This is a genomic window from Bilophila sp. (genome assembly GCF_057864385.1).
In genome coordinates this window covers 80,877-98,054 of the sequence record NZ_DBMAFI010000001.1, presented here as the reverse complement: position 1 = coordinate 98,054, position 17,178 = coordinate 80,877, and the positions used below count along the sequence as shown (strand labels likewise).

13 protein-coding genes are annotated in these 17,178 nt (G+C 57.8%); 10 read left to right on the top strand and 3 right to left on the bottom strand.

Annotated features, from left to right (window positions below; translation table 11 throughout):
- Window positions 1–986: 986 nt before the first annotated feature.
- A complete protein-coding gene (gene ldhH, locus ACZM8Y_RS00395; protein WP_302554681.1) occupies window positions 987–3,143 on the bottom strand; it encodes an L-lactate dehydrogenase (quinone) large subunit LdhH in 2,157 nt (718 codons plus the stop codon).
- A 50-nt stretch (window positions 3,144–3,193) separates the two neighbouring features.
- Complete coding sequence (locus tag ACZM8Y_RS00390) at window positions 3,194–3,781, bottom strand: LutC/YkgG family protein (protein ID WP_302554682.1); 588 nt, start codon at window positions 3,779–3,781, stop codon at window positions 3,194–3,196.
- Between the two features lie 958 nt (window positions 3,782–4,739).
- Here ACZM8Y_RS00390 and ACZM8Y_RS00385 point away from each other — a divergent pair.
- Window positions 4,740–5,279 (top strand): hypothetical protein, encoded by a 540-nt coding sequence (locus ACZM8Y_RS00385; protein WP_489501483.1) that lies wholly within the window; start codon window positions 4,740–4,742, stop codon window positions 5,277–5,279.
- Window positions 5,280–5,522: 243 nt separating this feature from the next.
- Here ACZM8Y_RS00385 and glpK read toward each other — a convergent pair whose 3' ends face one another.
- On the bottom strand, window positions 5,523–7,013 hold the full coding sequence (gene glpK / locus ACZM8Y_RS00380) for a glycerol kinase GlpK (protein WP_482330284.1): 1,491 nt from the start codon (window positions 7,011–7,013) through the stop codon (window positions 5,523–5,525).
- 291 nt (window positions 7,014–7,304) lie between these two features.
- Here glpK and ACZM8Y_RS00375 point away from each other — a divergent pair, with 291 nt between their 5' ends.
- From ACZM8Y_RS00375 to ACZM8Y_RS00335, 9 genes are all read left to right on the top strand, one after another.
- Window positions 7,305–8,150 (top strand): glycerophosphodiester phosphodiesterase, encoded by an 846-nt coding sequence (locus tag ACZM8Y_RS00375; protein WP_482330283.1) that lies wholly within the window; start codon window positions 7,305–7,307, stop codon window positions 8,148–8,150.
- A gap of 167 nt (window positions 8,151–8,317) precedes the next feature.
- A complete protein-coding gene (ugpB, locus tag ACZM8Y_RS00370) occupies window positions 8,318–9,637 on the top strand; it encodes a sn-glycerol-3-phosphate ABC transporter substrate-binding protein UgpB (protein WP_302553483.1) in 1,320 nt (439 codons plus the stop codon).
- Window positions 9,638–9,745: 108 nt separating this feature from the next.
- Window positions 9,746–10,639, top strand: coding sequence for a sn-glycerol-3-phosphate ABC transporter permease UgpA (ugpA, locus tag ACZM8Y_RS00365; RefSeq protein WP_302553482.1), 894 nt, complete (start codon window positions 9,746–9,748; stop codon window positions 10,637–10,639).
- 15 nt (window positions 10,640–10,654) lie between these two features.
- Window positions 10,655–11,500 carry a sn-glycerol-3-phosphate ABC transporter permease UgpE gene (ugpE, locus tag ACZM8Y_RS00360; protein ID WP_302553481.1) on the top strand — a complete coding sequence of 282 codons (846 nt, stop codon included), beginning with the start codon at window positions 10,655–10,657 and terminating at the stop codon, window positions 11,498–11,500.
- 21 nt (window positions 11,501–11,521) lie between these two features.
- A complete protein-coding gene (locus ACZM8Y_RS00355; protein WP_302553480.1) occupies window positions 11,522–12,622 on the top strand; it encodes an ABC transporter ATP-binding protein in 1,101 nt (366 codons plus the stop codon).
- Window positions 12,623–13,473: 851 nt separating this feature from the next.
- Window positions 13,474–14,298, top strand: coding sequence for an AraC family transcriptional regulator (locus ACZM8Y_RS00350; RefSeq protein ID WP_482330280.1), 825 nt, complete (start codon window positions 13,474–13,476; stop codon window positions 14,296–14,298).
- On the top strand, window positions 14,295–15,167 hold the full coding sequence (locus tag ACZM8Y_RS00345) for a DMT family transporter (protein WP_302553478.1): 873 nt from the start codon (window positions 14,295–14,297) through the stop codon (window positions 15,165–15,167). Before ACZM8Y_RS00350 ends, ACZM8Y_RS00345 begins: the two co-directional genes overlap by 4 nt.
- A gap of 775 nt (window positions 15,168–15,942) precedes the next feature.
- The gene (locus ACZM8Y_RS00340; RefSeq protein WP_482330279.1) at window positions 15,943–16,362 is read left to right on the top strand and encodes a MarR family winged helix-turn-helix transcriptional regulator; all 420 of its coding nucleotides are present in this window, start codon (window positions 15,943–15,945) and stop codon (window positions 16,360–16,362) included.
- A 62-nt stretch (window positions 16,363–16,424) separates the two neighbouring features.
- Window positions 16,425–16,808: a cupin domain-containing protein gene (locus tag ACZM8Y_RS00335; RefSeq protein ID WP_479859017.1), complete on the top strand. Its 384-nt coding sequence runs from the start codon at window positions 16,425–16,427 to the stop codon at window positions 16,806–16,808.
- Window positions 16,809–17,178 lie beyond the last annotated feature (370 nt).

The window sequence follows — 17,178 nt, the reverse complement described above, 5'->3', positions numbered from 1 at the left end:
AAACTTTCTTCAGAAAGTTTCCCCTCCCCCTCCCCAAACCCCACCCTCTCCTCTTCAAAGACTTTTATGTTGGCTATATTATAGAAAATGGTTGATGCTTTTTCCTTGAAGCTCCAAAGGGATAACCGGTAAAATGCCTTAGCCGTGGATCCCGCCAAGGGAAAAACCGGAGAAAAAGGCTGTACTTTTCACCTCACTGTGGAGATGAAACAACCACAAACTATAACAGAGCCTTTGTGTTTATCGAATCCCTGCTCACAGCTTTTCTGGCGCAGGTGGTCATTGGGCGGATGCCCTTTCACAGGGAAACAGGCGGCGCACTTTCAAAGCAAACGGCTCTGTTACAGCGTGCGTTGTTTTTATCCCAACAACCTAGTAACATACGGAATTTTTTTTAATCTTCCGTTGGCGGGTTTTATGGGAATTGTATTTTAAAGGCTGTGTTATAGAAAATGGTTGATGCTTTTCTCCTTGAAGTTTCACAGAGATAACCGACAAAATGCCTTAGCCCTGTATTCCGCCAAGAGGAAAACCGGAGAAAAGGGCTGTATTTTCACAGCACTGTGGAGATGAAACAACCACAAACGATAACAGAGCCATCTTAAATCTATTTGCAACTAAAAAAATAGGCCCTGTCATAGTATAGATTGCTTTTATTTCCACATTCTGCTGAAAATAGGGCCTTTTTCTCCAGTTTTCCCGCCGATGGACTCCATGATTGGGGCATTTTCTGGGTCATTCCTTTGGAATTTCAAGAAATAAAATACCAGCCGTTTCCTGTGACACGGCCTAAAGAAAAAACAAGGCCGTCCCTGCCTGCTTTCAGAGCATCCCAGCAACAGCACCCACTTCAATAGAGGTACTCCTGACGGGCTTGGAGCGAAAAGAAGCGGTTCCGTCTCCGGCTGAAGCCGAAAACGGAACCGCTTCTTTTCGCTCCGAGGGGGTCTGGGGGGCATCATGCCCCCCAGCCCGCCGGGAGGCATTTATTTCTTCAGGTTTTCAGCCAGCAACTCGGCAATGTGCGTCACCTTGAGGCCCTTGCCGTCCTTCTCCGCGCCGCCGCGAATCTGAAGCACGCAGCCGGGGCAGTCCATGACCACACGGGCCGCGCCGGTGTCCGCGATGCCGTCCAGCTTCTTGCGAAGCAGGGCAGCGGACACTTCGGGGAACTTGGCGGAGTAGGTGCCGCCAAAGCCGCAGCACACTTCCTCTTCAGCAGCTGGGACATAGTCGGCGGCGGCCGCAATGAGCTCGCGCGGGGCTTCCTTCACGCCAAGGCCACGGCAAAGGTGGCAGGAGGCGTGATAGGTTACCTTTTCGTCGCTGTGGTTGAAGCTTTCGGCATTCAGGCCGAGCTTTTCCTTGGCGAACGTGCTGAAGTCCATCACCTTGTCCGCAAGCGCCTTTGCGCGGGCCTGGCGGCCGGGCTGCCCGGCGAACAGTTCCACATAGCCTTCCTTGAGCTGCGAAGCACAGGAGGCGCAGAGGGTCAGGATGACATCGTAGTCGCCCTTTTCAAAGGCGTCCATGTTCTGGAGCGCCACGTCGCGGGCGGTTTCGCGCTGGCCCATCATCACCACGGGCAGGCCGCAGCAGGACTGATCCATCGGGAAGTCCACATGGATGTTATGGCCCTGCATGAGCTTTACGGCCGCTTCAAGCTGTTCGGGGTACACGAAGTCCTGCACGCAGCCCGCAAAGATGGCCACACGCAGCGAGGGGTTCGCGGAAGCCGGACGATCCAGCTTTTCCCAACGATCGCGGAACGACTTGTCCGCGATGGCGGGCAGGGCGCGGAATTCGTTGTCCTTGGCGAACATGGAAGGCAGGTGGCGGATAAACTGCTCGCCGCCGGTAAGCGGCCTCTGGGCGTACTTGGCGAACTTCAGGAGCGAGTGGAACGCCTTGCGGTTCTTGAGGGTGGACGCCAGCAGGTTCATAGGCAGGCTGTTGCCGTCCTGCTCAATGTACCGCATACGGATTTCCTCGATCAAGCCGGGCAGGTCAATGCCCGCCGCGCAAACGCTCTTACAGGCCTGACAGTTCACGCAGTTCTGGACGAGCGCCTTGGCGCGGTCCTTGCCGTGGAACAGGTAGGTCAGGATGAGGCCAATGGCCCCGATGTAGATGTAGCCCATGCGGTGCCCACCCACGAGGCGGTACACGGGGCACACGTTGGCGCACGCGCCGCAGCGCACGCAGCGCAGGGCCTGCGACAGGACGGGGTCGTTAAGCACAGCTTTGCGGCCGTTGTCCACGAACACCACATGCATGCTCTTCTTGCCGTCGGGCGCGGAAGCCGTGGGCACGCCTCCGGCGATCCACGTAACGTAGGAGGTCAGATGCTGGCCCGTGGCGTTGCGCGGCAGCACGCGGAGGGTGGCCATCGCGTCGTCGAACGAGGGGATCAGCTTGTCGATGCCGCCCACCGCAACGTGCACGCGGGGCAGCGTGGTGACCATGCGGGCGTTGCCTTCGTTGGTCACAAGGCCGATGGCGCCGGATTCGGCCACGGCGAAGTTCATGCCGGAAATGCCCATGTCGGCTTCGGCGAACTTGCGGCGCAGCTCACGGCGGGCCACACGCACGAGGCTGGTGATGTCTTCGGTCTGGTGCTTGCCGGTTTCCTTGGTGAAGGTGTCGGCAACCTGCGTGCGGGACAGGTGGATGGCGGGCATGACCATGTGGGAAGGCCCTTCATGGCGAAGCTGGATAATCCATTCCGCGAGGTCGGTTTCCACCACTTCCATGCCCTTGGCTTCAAGGGCCGTGTTGGTCTGGATTTCCTCGACGGTCATGGATTTGGACTTCACGACCATCTTACAGCCGTTGTCTTCAGCAATCTTGGCGATGATGCGGTTGGCTTCGGCGGCATCTCTGGCAAGATGCACCTGCACCCCGCGCTTTTCGGCCTCTGCCTTGAACTGCTTGAACAGTTCATCAAGATGCTTGACGGATTCGTCCTTGCGGGCGGCAACCTCGGCGATCAGCTCACGGTCGTTCAGGCCGGAGTAGATACGCTCGCGGCTGGCCCGGTAATCCACCGCGAACTTGTCCAGGGCGCGGCGCTGGAACGTATCCTCCAACGCGGCGGACAGGTCGGTACGGTAGCTTTTTATATCGCGTGCGGGTTCTTTCATATGGCAATCCTTATGGTAAATCGGTTGGGAAGCGGGTTCCCGTACGGAAATCAGTCATTAATGAGCACGGCGTGCAGGTACAGCGGGCCGTGAACGCCCAGCGTCAGCACACGCTCGATGTCGGCGGTACGGCTCGGGCCGCTGATGAAGGCCAGAAATTCAGGTTCGGCCTTGCCGAAGAATTTCTGGAGCACCTCAGCGCCGTTTTCATTGCCGGGCAGGATGGTCGAACGGCGGATGAGCAGCACGCTCGTTTCCGGGAGCATGGTCGCCAGCCGGATGTCTTCATTGGTGCTCTCAACCACGCAGGTTCCCGTATCGGCAAGGCCGCACGCGGCCCACGCAATGCCGACTTCCATGCCGCCGGCGTATTCCCGCAGCCCCTCCTCAACCAAAACGAGGCCCTTCTCTTCGCACCCCTTACGGAGGAACTCGGCCTGCTCAGCGGGCAGGCCGGGCGCGGCGAGGATATTGCCCTTGCGTTCCGGCTCGGCACCCATGAGCTGCTCATGAGGCTCAGCGGCCTGACACAGTTCGAGGGCGTACTGCAAAGCCTCGTCCACCGACGCGACTTCCTTTACCGTAGCCGCAATGGCTATGGACCGTTGTTTCCAGAGTTCAGCAGGAGTCTGTTCCATTGTTTTTTCCTGGTTGCAGGTGATGCGGCCCCCGCCCCCGAACCCGGAGGCGGCCCCGCTACAAGAAGTGTTTCTCAATAGTATGTTTATTTTTTTGCGATTAGGCAAGCCCCCGCCTTCTTGTTCTTTTTTTCCAAAGGCAAAATCTGGGGAGGGGAGGAGGCCCCTTGCTCCAGAAAGGGGCCTCCTCCCCTCCCCAGACCCCTCCCCTCTTCCCCCAAAGACTTTCACCTTTATCGAATCCTTGTTCAACAGAGCGGGGGTTATTGAAAGTTTCTCCTCAGGCTATAGGCATAAATAAAAAGGTTTCCAATACAAGCCTTGTGGAAAAATTCCTTCTTTGAAGGGAAAAGAAGGCGTCTAAAAGGCCCTGTCATAAAATGTGATCAACTTATTTTTACAACACCATGAATATACACGGGTTTCTATGTTCTTCTCTTGAATGGCTCCATAGTTGGGAGAGTTCATTGAGCAGGTATTTGGAATTTCAAGAAAGAAAATACCAGCCGATCCCTATAACACAACCTAAAAAACAAACTATCCCCCCTTTACTATAAGAACACCTTACCAAAAACATGCTGGAAAAAACTGGGAGGCTTTCCTTTTCCCGCCGGAACGGACTCCCGCCGCATAGCCTCCCCGCCAGTCGAAATTTTTGCGGGTGGGGCCGGGGAGGATGCTTTTTATAAAAGGCTCCATCATGGCATGTGGTTGTTCCATCCCCACAGTGCTGTGAAAATGCAGCCTTTTTATCCTGTTTTCCCCGTGGCGGAACCCATAACTAACGTATTTTGCCGATTATTCCTTTGAGGCTGCAAGGAAAAAACATCTACCATTTTTAGGATACAGTCTTCCTTTTCCCGCCGGAACGGACTCCCGCCGCGCAGCCTCCCCGCCAGCCGAAATTTTTGCGGGTGGGGCCGGGGAGGATACTTTTTATAAAAGGCTCCATCATGGCATGTGGTTGTTCCATCCCCACAGCACTGTAAAAATACAGCCTTGTTATCCAGTTTTCCCCTTGGCGGAATCCATAACTAACGTATTTTGTCGTTTATTCCTTTGGAACTGCAAGGAAAAAAGCATCAACCATTTTCTATGGTACAGCCTTCCTTTTCCCGCCGGAACGGACTCCCGCCGCACAGCCTCCCCGCCAGCCGAAATTTTTGCGGGTGGAGCCGGGGAGGGGGCTTTTTATAAAAGGCTCCATCATGGCATGTGGTTGTTCCATCCCCACAGTGCTGTAAAAATACAGCCTTTTTATCCAGTTTTCCCCTTGGCGGAATCCATAGCTGACGTATTTTGCCGGTTATTCCTTTGGAGCTGCAAGGAAAAAAGCATTAACCATTTTTATGATACAGCCTTCCTTTTCCCGCCGGAACGAACTCCCGCCGTGCAGCCTCCCCACCAGTCAAAATTTTTGCGGATGAAGCCGGAGAGGGTGCTTTTTATAAAAGGCTCCATCATGGCATGTGGTTGTTCCATCCCCACAGTGCTGTAAAAATACAGCCTTTTTATCCTGTTTTCCCCGTAGCGGAATCCACAGCTAACGTACTTTGTCGGTTATTCCTTTGGAGCTGCAAGGAAAAAAGCATTAACCATTTTTATGATACAGCCTTCCTTTTCCCGCCGGAACGGACTCCTGTCGCGCAGCCTCCCCACCAGTCAAAATTTTTGCGGGTGGGGGTCCGGGGGAGGGCGCTTTTTATAAAAAGCGCCCTCCCCCGGTTCTCCCCCACTCCCCCTATTCAATCCAGTTCGCGGCGCGGCCCACGGCGCGATGCCAGTTGTGGAGCAGCTCGGCGCGGCAGGCCTCGTCCATAGCGGGCTCGAAGCGGCGATCCAGCTTCCACAGGGTGGATACCTCTTCCTCGCTGTCCCAGAAGCCGACGGCAAGCCCGGCGAGATAGGCCGCGCCGAGGGCCGTGGTCTCGGTAATCACGGGGCGCTCGACAGGCACGCCGAGCACGTTGGCCTGACACTGCATGAGCATGTTGTTGCGGCTGGCCCCGCCGTCCACCCGGAGCGTGGAAAGCGGCAGGCCCGAATCCTTTTTCATGCAGTCCATGATGTCCAGCGTCTGGAGCGCAATGGCTTCGATGGCGGCACGGGCGATATGGCCCCGGTTCACCCCGCGCGTCAGCCCCACAAGAGTCCCACGGGCATACTGATCCCAGTAGGGAGCGCCCAGCCCGGCAAACGCGGGCACGAAAAACACCCCGCCGTTGTCCTCCACCGTGGAGGCAAGGGGCTCGATTTCGGCGGCGTCGCTGATGATCTGAAGGCCGTCGCGCAGCCACTGCACCACCGCACCGGCGATGAACACGCTGCCCTCAAGGGCGTAGCTCAGGCCGGAACCGCAATCCCAGCCCACCGTGGCAAGCAGGTTGTTCTCGCTGCGCCGGGCTTCAGTCCCGGTGTTCATGAGAAGGAAGCACCCGGTCCCGTAGGTGTTCTTCGCCATGCCCGGAAGCATACAGGCATTGCCGTAGGTCGCGGCCTGCTGATCCCCGGCGTCGCCCGCCAGAGGAAGGCTGTGGCCAAGGAATTCTGGATGCATGTGCCCCATGATCCCGGATGAGGGGACCACCTTCGGCAGCATGGAACGCGGCACGGAAAGCAGCTCAAGCAGTTCGTCGTCCCAGTCCCCGGTGTGGATATTGAACATCAGGGTACGGCTGGCGTTGGAGGGATCGGTCGCGTGGACCGCGCCCTTGGTGAAATTCCAGATGAGCCACGAATCCACGGTCCCGAACAGCAGATCGCCCGCCTCGGCCTGCTCCCGTGCGCCGGGCACGTTTTCAAGAATCCAGCGGACTTTCGTGCCGGAAAAATAGGCGTCGAGCACGAGCCCCGTCTTTTCCGCGAACAGCCCGGCCTTCCCCTGTGCGCGCAGGCTGTCGCAGAAGCCGGCGGTACGCCGATCCTGCCAGACGATGGCGTTGCATACGGGCGCGCCGGTTCTGCGGTTCCAGACGATGGTGGTTTCGCGTTGGTTGGTGATGCCCACCGCCGCGACTTCAGAACCCGTAATGCCGGCCTGACGCAGGCATCTGGCGGCAACCGTAGACTGGCTGTCGAACAGTTCGTTGGGGTTGTGTTCCACCCAGCCGGGTTGGGGGTAGTGCTGCGTGAACTCCTGCTGTGCCATCTGGATGATGTTGCCGGAGCGGTCGAACAGGATGGCGCGGGAACTGGTCGTACCCTGATCGAGGGCAAGAATATAACGGCTCATGGGGACTCCTTGCACGTTCGATTTCAAAAGCTGATACATGGAAGATACAATCTTCCGGCGTCATGATAAAGGGATTTCCCAAGGGGCTGCGTTTTCCTGAAGCGGAAGAAGCCGCAATGTGTGCCATTGCAACAGAGCACGTTTCCTTATGAAACAGCAGCGGGACGCTGGAAATCTCGACAACTTTTTGCTTTCAGGCTATTTTGCCTTCAGATTTTCCTTTCCGGCAGAGGCCCTTTCCCTTTTCACGTTCAAACATTGTGATTGCAGAACCTTTTCAGGTCGTTTTCCATGCAGAAATACATTGATTTTCATACCTGTCCCCCCGTCCCGCTGGTCGTCGCCCACCGCGGCGCGCGCGGGCATGCCCCGGAAAACACGCTCACCGCGGCCGCCCTCGGCTATGCCGTTCAGGCCGATCTCTGGGAGCTCGACGCCAACTATACCAAAGACGGCAAGCTGGTGGTGATGCACGACGACACGCTCACCCGCACCACCGACGTGGAAACCGCCTTCCCCGGCCGCCCCTCCTACCGCGTATGCGATTTCACGCTGGACGAAATCAAGAGCCTTGACGCCGGATCATGGTATGCCGGGCGCGATCAGTTCGGCCGCATCGCCGCCGGGGAGATCGACGACGACACGCTGAAACGCTTTGACGGCCTGACCGTCCCCACCCTTGAGGAAGCCCTTGCCTTCACCAGGGACAACGGCTGGTACGTCAACGTCGAGATCAAGAACCACGCGCACCTCATCGGTCACGAAACCGTAACAAAGGACGTGTTAGACCTCATCCGCCGCCTTGATATGGTGGATCAAGTCATCATTTCCTCGTTCCAGCACCGCTATCTGGAAGAATGCCGGGTCCTGTGCCCCGAAATGGCCACCGGCGCGCTGGTCGAGCACGTGCGCCCCGACGATCCGGTGGCATTGTGCCGCCGGCTTCAGGTCAATGCCTACCACCCGGACCAGCATATCCTCGCGCCCGGCGACCTTGCCGCGCTGCGCGATGCCGGATTCGCCGTCAACGTGTGGACAGTCAACGACATGGGCGAAGCCAAACGCCTCGCTGCCGAAGGCGCGACCGGCATCATTACCGACTTTCCGGCGGCCTGCCGCAAGGCGCTCGGAGAATGACGCACTGAATGAGGGAGGAGAGACTTTCTGGAGAAGGTTTTTCCTCCCTTTTCAAACTCCCCATACAGGGGAGCCCTGCTTGCCGGGCCCGTCCCGGCGGATGTTCCGGGGACTGGCCCCGGAGGGATACAACCGGACGGCTTCCGTCCGCCAATGTAGGAGAGCCTATGCGTTCCTTCCGTCTGATGGCCCTGCTGGCCATGTGTCTGATGTTGTTGGCCGCGCCTGCCCAAGCCAAGACCACCATTACCTTCTGGCACGGCATGGGTGGCGAACTCGGTGAAATCACCGACGAGATGATCAAGGAATTCAACGCGTCTCAGGACAAATACGAAGTCAAGGGCGTCTATAAGGGCAACTATGACGAAGCCATGACCGCCGCCATCGCCGCCTTCCGCGCCAAACAGCACCCCAACCTGATCCAGATTTTTGAAGTGGGCACCGCCAGCATGATGGCCGCCAAGGGCGCCGTCCGCCCCGTGTATGAAATCATGGAAGCCGCCGGAACCCCGGTGGACACCTCCAAGCTCCTCGGCTCCGTAGCCAGCTACTACTCCTCCACGGACGGCAAGCTCATCGCCATGCCCTTCAACGCCTCCACCACCGTCCTCTATTACAACAAGGACGCCGTGAAAAAGGCCGGCGGCGACCCCGAGCATTTCCCCACGACGTGGCCTGAAGTGGCCGAACTCGCCAAGAAGATCAAGGAATCCGGCGCGTGCAAGTATGGCTTCACCTCCGGCTGGCAGTCTTGGGTGCAGCTTGAGAGCTTCTCCGCGTGGCACAACGTCCCCTTCGCCACCAACAACAACGGCTATGACGGCCTTGATACGAAGCTCCTGTTCAACAGCCCCCTGCACGTCAAGCACATCGATTTCCTGTCCAAGCTCCAGAAGGACGGCGTGATGGTCTACGTGGGCCGCAAGTCCGAAGCCATCAACGCGTTCACCTCCGGCGAAGCCGGCATCCTCATGAACTCCTCCGGCTCCTACGCCGCCGTGAAGGCCGGCGCCAAGTTCCAGTGGGGCGTGGCGCTGCTCCCCTACTGGCCCGACGTGAAGGGCGCCCCCCAGAACACCGTGATCGGCGGCGCGGCCATCTGGGCCATGGCCGGACACTCCAAGGACGCCGAAAAGGGCTCCGCCGCGTTCCTGAACTACCTCCTCAAGCCTGAAGTGCAGGCCCGTTTCCACCAGCTCACCGGCTACGTGCCCGTCACCCTCGAAGGCTACGAGCTGACCAAGCAGCAGGGCTTCTACGACAAGAACCCCGGCACCGACATCGCCGTAAAGGCCCTTTCCGACAAGAAGCCCACCATCAACTCGCTGGGCCTGCGCCTCGGCAACTTCGTCCAGATCCGCAACATCATCGACGAAGAGCTCGAAGGCGTCTGGGCCGGAAAGAAGACCGCCAAGCAGGCGCTCGACGCCGCTGTGGAACGCGGCAACGCCGAACTGGCGCGTTTTGCCAAGGCCAACAGGAAGTAGGCTGATCCGCAGCACAACGGGAGGGGCCCTGCCGGGCCTCCCCCGTTCTTTTTGGGGCGTCCGGCCTTTCCGCCGCACGGGACGCCCCCAACCGCACAAGGAGCCGCTATGCAGGATGGACGTTACGCGTTCAGGGGCAAGAAACACCTGCTTCTTCCCCTCCTCTTCCTGCTGCCCCAGCTCGCCATCACGGTGGTGTTTTTCTTCTATCCCGCCGGTGAAGCGCTCATGGGGTCGTTCTACATGGAAGACTCTTTCGGTCTTTCCAAAGAATTCGTAGGATTGGACAACTTCACCACGCTGTTTTCCGATCCGAGCTATCTGGAAACGCTGCGCTTGACGCTCGTGTTCAGCCTCGCCACCATCGTCCTCACGATGGGGACAGCCCTCTTGTTCGCGGTTCTCGCCGATCAGGTGAACTGGGGCGGCACGCTGTACAAATCCATGCTCATCATCCCCTACGCCGTCGCGCCGCCGCTCGCGGGCGTGCTCTGGCTGTTCCTGTTCAACCCTTCCGGGGGCGTGCTCACCGAGCTGCTCCACCACTTCGGGTATACGTGGAACCACAAGATCAACGGCAATCAGGCCCTGTTCCTGCTGATCGTTTCGGCCTCATGGAAACAGATCTCGTATAACTTCCTGTTCTTCCTCGCCGGGCTGCACGCCATCCCCCGCTCGCTCATCGAAGCCGCGGCCATCGACGGCGCATCCCCGTGGCGGCGGTTCCGCACGATCATCTTCCCGCTTCTGTCGCCCACGAGCTTCTTCCTGCTTGTGGTGAACACGATCTATACGCTGTTTGAAACCTTCGGCATCGTCCATGCCGTCACGCAGGGCGGCCCCTCAAAGGCCACAGAAACCCTCATCTACAAGGTTTTCAACGACGGCTTCATCGGGCTCGACTTCGGCGGCTCCTCGGCCCAGTCCGTGGTGCTGATGCTCATCGTCATGGTCCTGACCTTCCTCCAGTTCCGTTACGTGGAACGCAAGGTGACCTACTAGGCCAAGGAACGCAGTATGGTAGAAAAGAAAGGATTGGGAAAAGCCGTCGGCCACGCCGTGCTCTGGTTCGGCATCGCCATCGTGCTCTTTCCCCTTTATATAGCGCTGGTCGCCACGACCCACACGTTCGACGTGCTCATCGGCTCCACGCCGCTGTGGTTCGGCGGCGAGTTCCTCAAGAACTTCACCACCGTCCTCACGCAGGGCCTCAAGGCGGCGGGCGGCATCCCCGTATGGGTGATGATGGCGAACAGCCTCGTCATGGCCCTCGGCATCGCCATCGGGAAAATCGCCATCTCCATCACGGCGGCCTACGCCATCGTCTATTTCCGTTTCCCCGGCCGCGAGCTGTGCTTCGTGCTCATCTTCATCACCCTGATGATGCCGGTTGAAGTCCGCATCGTGCCCACGTTCCAGGTGGCGGCGAACCTCAACTTCATCGACAGCTACCTCGGCCTTGTCCTGCCGCTCATCGCCTCGGCGACGGCGACCTTCCTGTACCGCCAGATGTTCATGACCATCCCGGCGGAACTGCTTGAGGCCGCGCGCATCGACGGGGCCGGGCCGTGGCGTTTCTTCGTGGACGTGGTGCTGCCCCTTTCGCGCACCAACACCGCCGCGCTGTTCGTGGTGCTGTTCATCTACGGCTGGAACCAGTACCTCTGGCCCCTGCTCGTCACCAATCAGGAAGGCATGTACACCATCGTCATGGGCATCCAGCGCATGGTGAACATCCCCGACGCCGTGCCGGAGTGGAACCTCATCATGGCCGTCGCGCTTCTGGGCATGCTGCCCCCCCTGCTGGTGGTGCTCGGCATGCAGAAGCTTTTCGTCCGTGGCCTCGTGGAAACCGAAAAATAAGCCCGCCAAAAGGATACCAGCATGGCACGCGTCCAGCTCAAGAACGTAGAAAAGACATTCAATAAGAATAAGGTGCTGAAGGGCATCAACGTCGAAGTCCCGGACGGCTCCTTCATGGTCATGGTCGGGCCTTCCGGCTGCGGCAAGTCCACAGCCCTGCGCTGCATCGCCGGGCTTGAGGAAGTCACCGGAGGCAGCATCTTCATCGGCGACGAGGACGTTACCCGCAAGGAGCCCAAGGATCGCAACATTGCGATGGTGTTCCAGAACTACGCCCTCTACCCGCACATGAACGTGTTCGACAACATCACCTACGGGCTCAAGGTGCGCGGCATCCCGGCGGACGAGCGCAAGCGCCGCGCCGAGGACGCCGCCAAGCTCCTTGGGCTCGACGGCCTGCTCGACCGTATGCCCAAACAGCTCTCCGGCGGCCAGCGCCAGCGCGTGGCCATGGGCCGGGCCATCGTGCGCGAGCCCAGCGTGTTCCTCTTCGACGAACCGCTTTCCAACCTCGACGCCAACCTCCGCAACCTGATGCGCATCGAGCTGCGCCGCCTGCACCAGCGTCTGGCGACCACCAGCATCTATGTGACGCACGATCAGGTGGAGGCAATGACCCTCGCCGAGAAAATCCTTGTGCTCCGCGCCGGGAACATCGAGCAGTACGGCACGCCGGACGACATCTACCTGCATCCGGCCTCCGTATTCGTGGCGCAGTTCATGGGTTCCCCGTCCATGAACATGATCCCCGCGACCACGGACGGCGAAAAGCTGATCCTGCCCGACGGCACGCCGCTTTCCGGCATCGCCGCCTCCGACATCCGGCTTTCCGCCGCGCCCACCAAGGACGTGCTCGTCGGCCTGCGCTGCGAAGACCTGCTGCTCGATCCCGAAGGTTCCGTACAGGTCACCGTGGACATCATCGAGGCGCTCGGCCCGGACACGCTGGCCTACTGCCATCCCATCACCGGGAAGGCGGGCGGCGGCGCTTCCGATCAGGGCTCCGTCATCGTGCGTCTCCCCGGCACGCGCCGCCCCGCGCCCGGCGACGTCATCCGCCTTTCCGTCCGTGCCGGCCACGGCCACGTCTTCGATCCCGCCAGCGGTTTGCGCTGTTTGTAGAGGGGAAAAGATTGGGGAGGGGGAAGGGAGCCTTTTGAAAAAGGCCCCCTTCCCCCTCCCCAACCCCCACCCCCATCCCCCTAAAACTTTCGCCCTTATCGAATCCCCCATGCAGGCTTTCCCCGCGTAGGGAAAAGCGGCATGTATTTCCCTTGATGGTTCTGTCAGAGGATGTGATTGTTTCATTTTCACAGTGTAGTGGAGATGAAACCTTTTTCGCCGGTTCTTCCGGCGAGCTCCATGCACGGGGCCTTTTGGTGGTTATCCGCTTAATATATGGCTCTGTCAGAGCATATGGTTGTTTTATTTCAGCAATATAGTGAAAATATATATTTTATCCAATTTTTCCGCTGGAGGGCTCCATGATTGGGGGATGCTATTGCTTATTTCTTTGGAATTTCAAGAAATAACGCATCGACCGTTTTCTATGACATAGCCTGATATAGTAAAAAGTAGGCTGTGTCATAGAAAGTGGTTGATGCCTTTTTCCTTGAAGTTCCAAAGGAATAACCGGCAAAATGCCTTAGCTATGGATTCCGCCAAGGGGAAAACTGGAGAAAAAGGCTGTATCTTCACTGCACTGCGGAGATGAAACAACAGACTATGGCAGGGCCAAATAAAGCATCAGCCATTTCCTATGATGCGGCTCAAAAGAAATGTTGGCTGTTGTTTTGTCTAAACGGCACCGGCACAGGATTCCCGCTGTGCAGCTCCCCCGCAGCCGAAAGGCGTTGGCAAAGGGAGCCGGGGGAGAAACCTCTCTGAAGAAAAGGTTTCTCCCCCGGTTCTTTTCCCCTCCCAAACCGCAATATCATGCAAGACACAAAGACAGGGGCGAGTAGCATAGGCCCATGCTCAAAGAAACACGCACCATACACTACGACGCGGAACTCGCCATCGAAGCCTATTGGCTCCAGAACGTGCTGGAGCCCTTCCCTGATCATTTCCACGACTACTACCTGATCGGGCTCATCGAGAAGGGGGCACGGGAACTGACTTGCGGCGGACAAAAATACATCACCACTGAAGGCGACCTCTTCACCCTCAACCCACACGAGCCGCACGGCTGCCGTTCCTATGACGGAAAACCGTTCAGCTACCGCGGCATCGGCGTGCTGCCCGACGTCATGCGCGCGGCCATGCGGGAAATCACGGGGCAGGCCATGCTGCCGCAGTTCCGTGAGCGCATCCTGAGCCAAAGCGAACTGGCGTGTTCACTGCGCGACCTGCACGCCATGATCGTGCGGGAAGACAAGGAGTTTCGGAAGGAAGAAATCTTTCTGATGCTTTTGGGGCAGCTTCTGCGCGACAACGCCGGAGAATCGCCCCTGCCTGATGCCTGTAGGGACGAATCCGGCATCGGGGCCGTATGCGCCTATCTTGAGGAGCACTCCGCCGAGCCGGTTTCGCTGGATCAGCTCGGTAAGGTCGCGGGGTTGAGCAAGTATTACCTCCTGCGTTCATTCACCAAACAGAAGGGCATCTCGCCGTACCGGTATCTCGAAACCATCCGCATCGCCAAGGCACGGAAACTGCTTGAACGGAACGTGCCGATGATCGAGGTGGCGCTCCAGACGGGCTTTGCGGATCAGAGCCATTTTTCCCGCTTCTTCAAGCGGCTCATCGGGGTCACGCCCCGGCAATACGCGGAAATCTTCGGCGGAAGGCACGCATGAAAAACGAAACCATACTCGGCCATGTGCTGACCCTCATGACCATAATCATATGGGGCACCACTTTCGTTTCGACCAAGGTGCTCCTTGAGGCGTTCACTCCCATCGAAATCCTGTTTTTCCGGTTCACGCTCGGCTACTTCTCGCTGTGGGCCATCTATCCGCGAAAGGGCGCTTGCGGCACGCTGCGGCAGGAGATGTTCTTCGCGGCGGCGGGGCTGTGCGGGGTAACGCTCTATTTCCTGCTGGAAAACATCGCGCTGACCTATACGTTCGCGTCCAACGTGGGGGTCATCATCTCAATCGCGCCGTTCTTCACCGCACTCATGGCGAATTGGCTGCTGGACGGCGAGCCCTTGCGGAAACGCTTTTTCGTCGGGTTCGCCGCCGCGCTGACGGGCATCGTGCTCATCGGCTTGAACGGCAACTTCGTCCTCAAGCTCAACCCCGTCGGGGACATCCTCGCCACGCTGGCGGCGGTGGTTTGGGCCTGCTACTCGATCCTCATGAAGAAAATCGGCGCGTTCCGCATGAATATGGTGTTCTGCACGCGCAAGGTGTTCTTCTACGGCCTGCTGTTCATGCTTCCCGCGCTGTTCATCTTTGACTGCCGCATCGGGCCGGAACGCTTCGCGTCCCCGGTCAATATGCTGAACCTCCTCTATCTCGGATTCGGCGCTTCCGCCCTCTGCTTCGTCACATGGAACTGGGCGGTCAGGATTCTCGGCGCGGTCAAGACTACCGTGTACATCTACCTCGTCCCTGTGGTGACGGTCGTGTCTTCGGTGATCATCCTCCACGAGACGATCACGCCCCTCGCCATTGCCGGGACAGCCCTCACCCTTACGGGGCTCATCGTTTCACAGCGGTAAGGGAAGATTTCAAAAGGCTGCATCATGGAAGATGGCTGATGTTTTTTCCTTGAAATTCAAAAGGAATAACCGACAAAATACGTTAGCTGTGGATTCCTCCAAGGGGAAAGCTGGAGAAAAAGCCCGCATCTTCACCGCGCTGTGGAGATGAAACAACCATATGCTACAGAGCCGTTAAAAAAGATGGGGCTTTTCTTGGAAAACGGCCCCTTCACTCGGCATTCTTCCTTTTCAGGTAGGCTGTGTCATAGAAAACGGTTGATGCTTTATTTCCTTGAAATTCCAAAGAAATAACCAATAAAATCCCCCAATCACAAAGCCCACCAGCGGAAAATTTGGAGAAAAAACATATATTTTCAGTATATTGCCGAAACAAAAACAACCATGTACTCTGACAGAGCCTTCAGGTAAATGTCCCCGTCACATCCTGCGGCCGCCTTTCCCATATAGGAAAAGCGGCTTTTGGGTTTCCCGAAAGGAATACAACTTGTATTCGGCCCCGTCATAATGCGGCTGTTTCGTCTCCACCATACGGTAATGATGCAGCCTTTTTCTCCGATTTTTCCGTTGGCTGGCTCCATGCTCGAAGCACTTCATCGGTTATCCCTTTGGAACTTCAAGGAAGCATCAACCATTTTCTAACACTGCCCTTTATTGCAGTTAATCCATTGTATTTATTAGTTTATATTGTATACACAAAAAAATGTCCCACTTTCGGCTGCATCCCCTTCTTTGGTACTTGACAATAATTCGATATCGAACTAGGAGTTCCTCCATGACGTACAGCGCTATTTTCTCCCATGCCAGCCGGCTCCGCGAGGCGGGCAACCGTTTCATCCTTGCGGAACTCGAAAAGGCCGGGCTCAGCGACATCGCCCCCAGCCACGGCGACATTCTGGTGCGGCTTCTGGCCTGCGAAACTTGCAACATGGGCGAGCTTGCCAAGCAGGTGCGCCGGACGAAATCCACCGTGACGGCGCTGGTGGAAAAACTGGAGCGGAACGGATATGTCCTGCGTATGCCGGATCCGGCTGATTCCCGTGGGGTGCTGGTACGCCTGACGGACAAGGGGCGCGCGCTGGAACCGGCTTTTGAAGCGATTTCCAGCGGTCTGCAACGGCTGATCACTGACCGGCTCAGCAGAGAAGAGGCGGAACTTTTGGATCGGCTTCTGGACAAATGCGTAAACGGCTAAAGGGCAAACGCCCTTTTTTAGGCTCAATTAGTTCGATGTCAAACTAAAATAGGAGACAAATTATGGCTCAGTACAAGCTGGCGCATATCGACATGAAGGGAAGCCGCGGCGAACTGCACGACGCCCTGAACCTCACGGGTGCGGAAGTGTCCTGCAACACCCTGCCCGCCGGGGCCAGCGTGCCTTTTGTACACCACCATACCCAGAATGAGGAAATCTACCTCATCCTTGAGGGCAAGGGGCTGCTGTACATCGACGGGGAAGAACTGCCGCTGAAGGAAGGGGATTGCTTCCGCATCGATCCGCAGGGGGAGCGTTGCCTGCGTGCGGCGGACGACAGCGCCATGCGCTTCATCTGTATTCAGGCCAAAGCGGGCAGCCTTGAAGGTTTCACCATGAGCGACGCTGTGTTGACGGAATCCGGCAGCAAGCCGAGCTGGTTGTAAACCGTCCCAAACCGGGCCAAGGCCGCACCGTTACAACGCCGCAATACGGCCTTCGATGCGACCCAAAGCCTTAGAACTTGAGCACTAAGGCCGTGCCATAGGAAAGGGCTGAGGCTTTATGTCTTAAAGTTTCAACTGATTACTGACCGGCTCAGCAAAGAAGAGGCGGAACTTTTGGATCGGCTTCTGGACAAATGCGTAAACGGCTAAAGGGTAAACGCCCTTTTTTAGGCTCAATTAGTTCGATATCAAACTAAAATAGGAGGCGGATTATGGCTCAGTACAAGCTGGCGCATATCGACATGAAGGGAAGCCGCGGCGAACTGCACGACGCCCTGAACCTCACGGGTGCGGAAGTGTCCTGCAACAC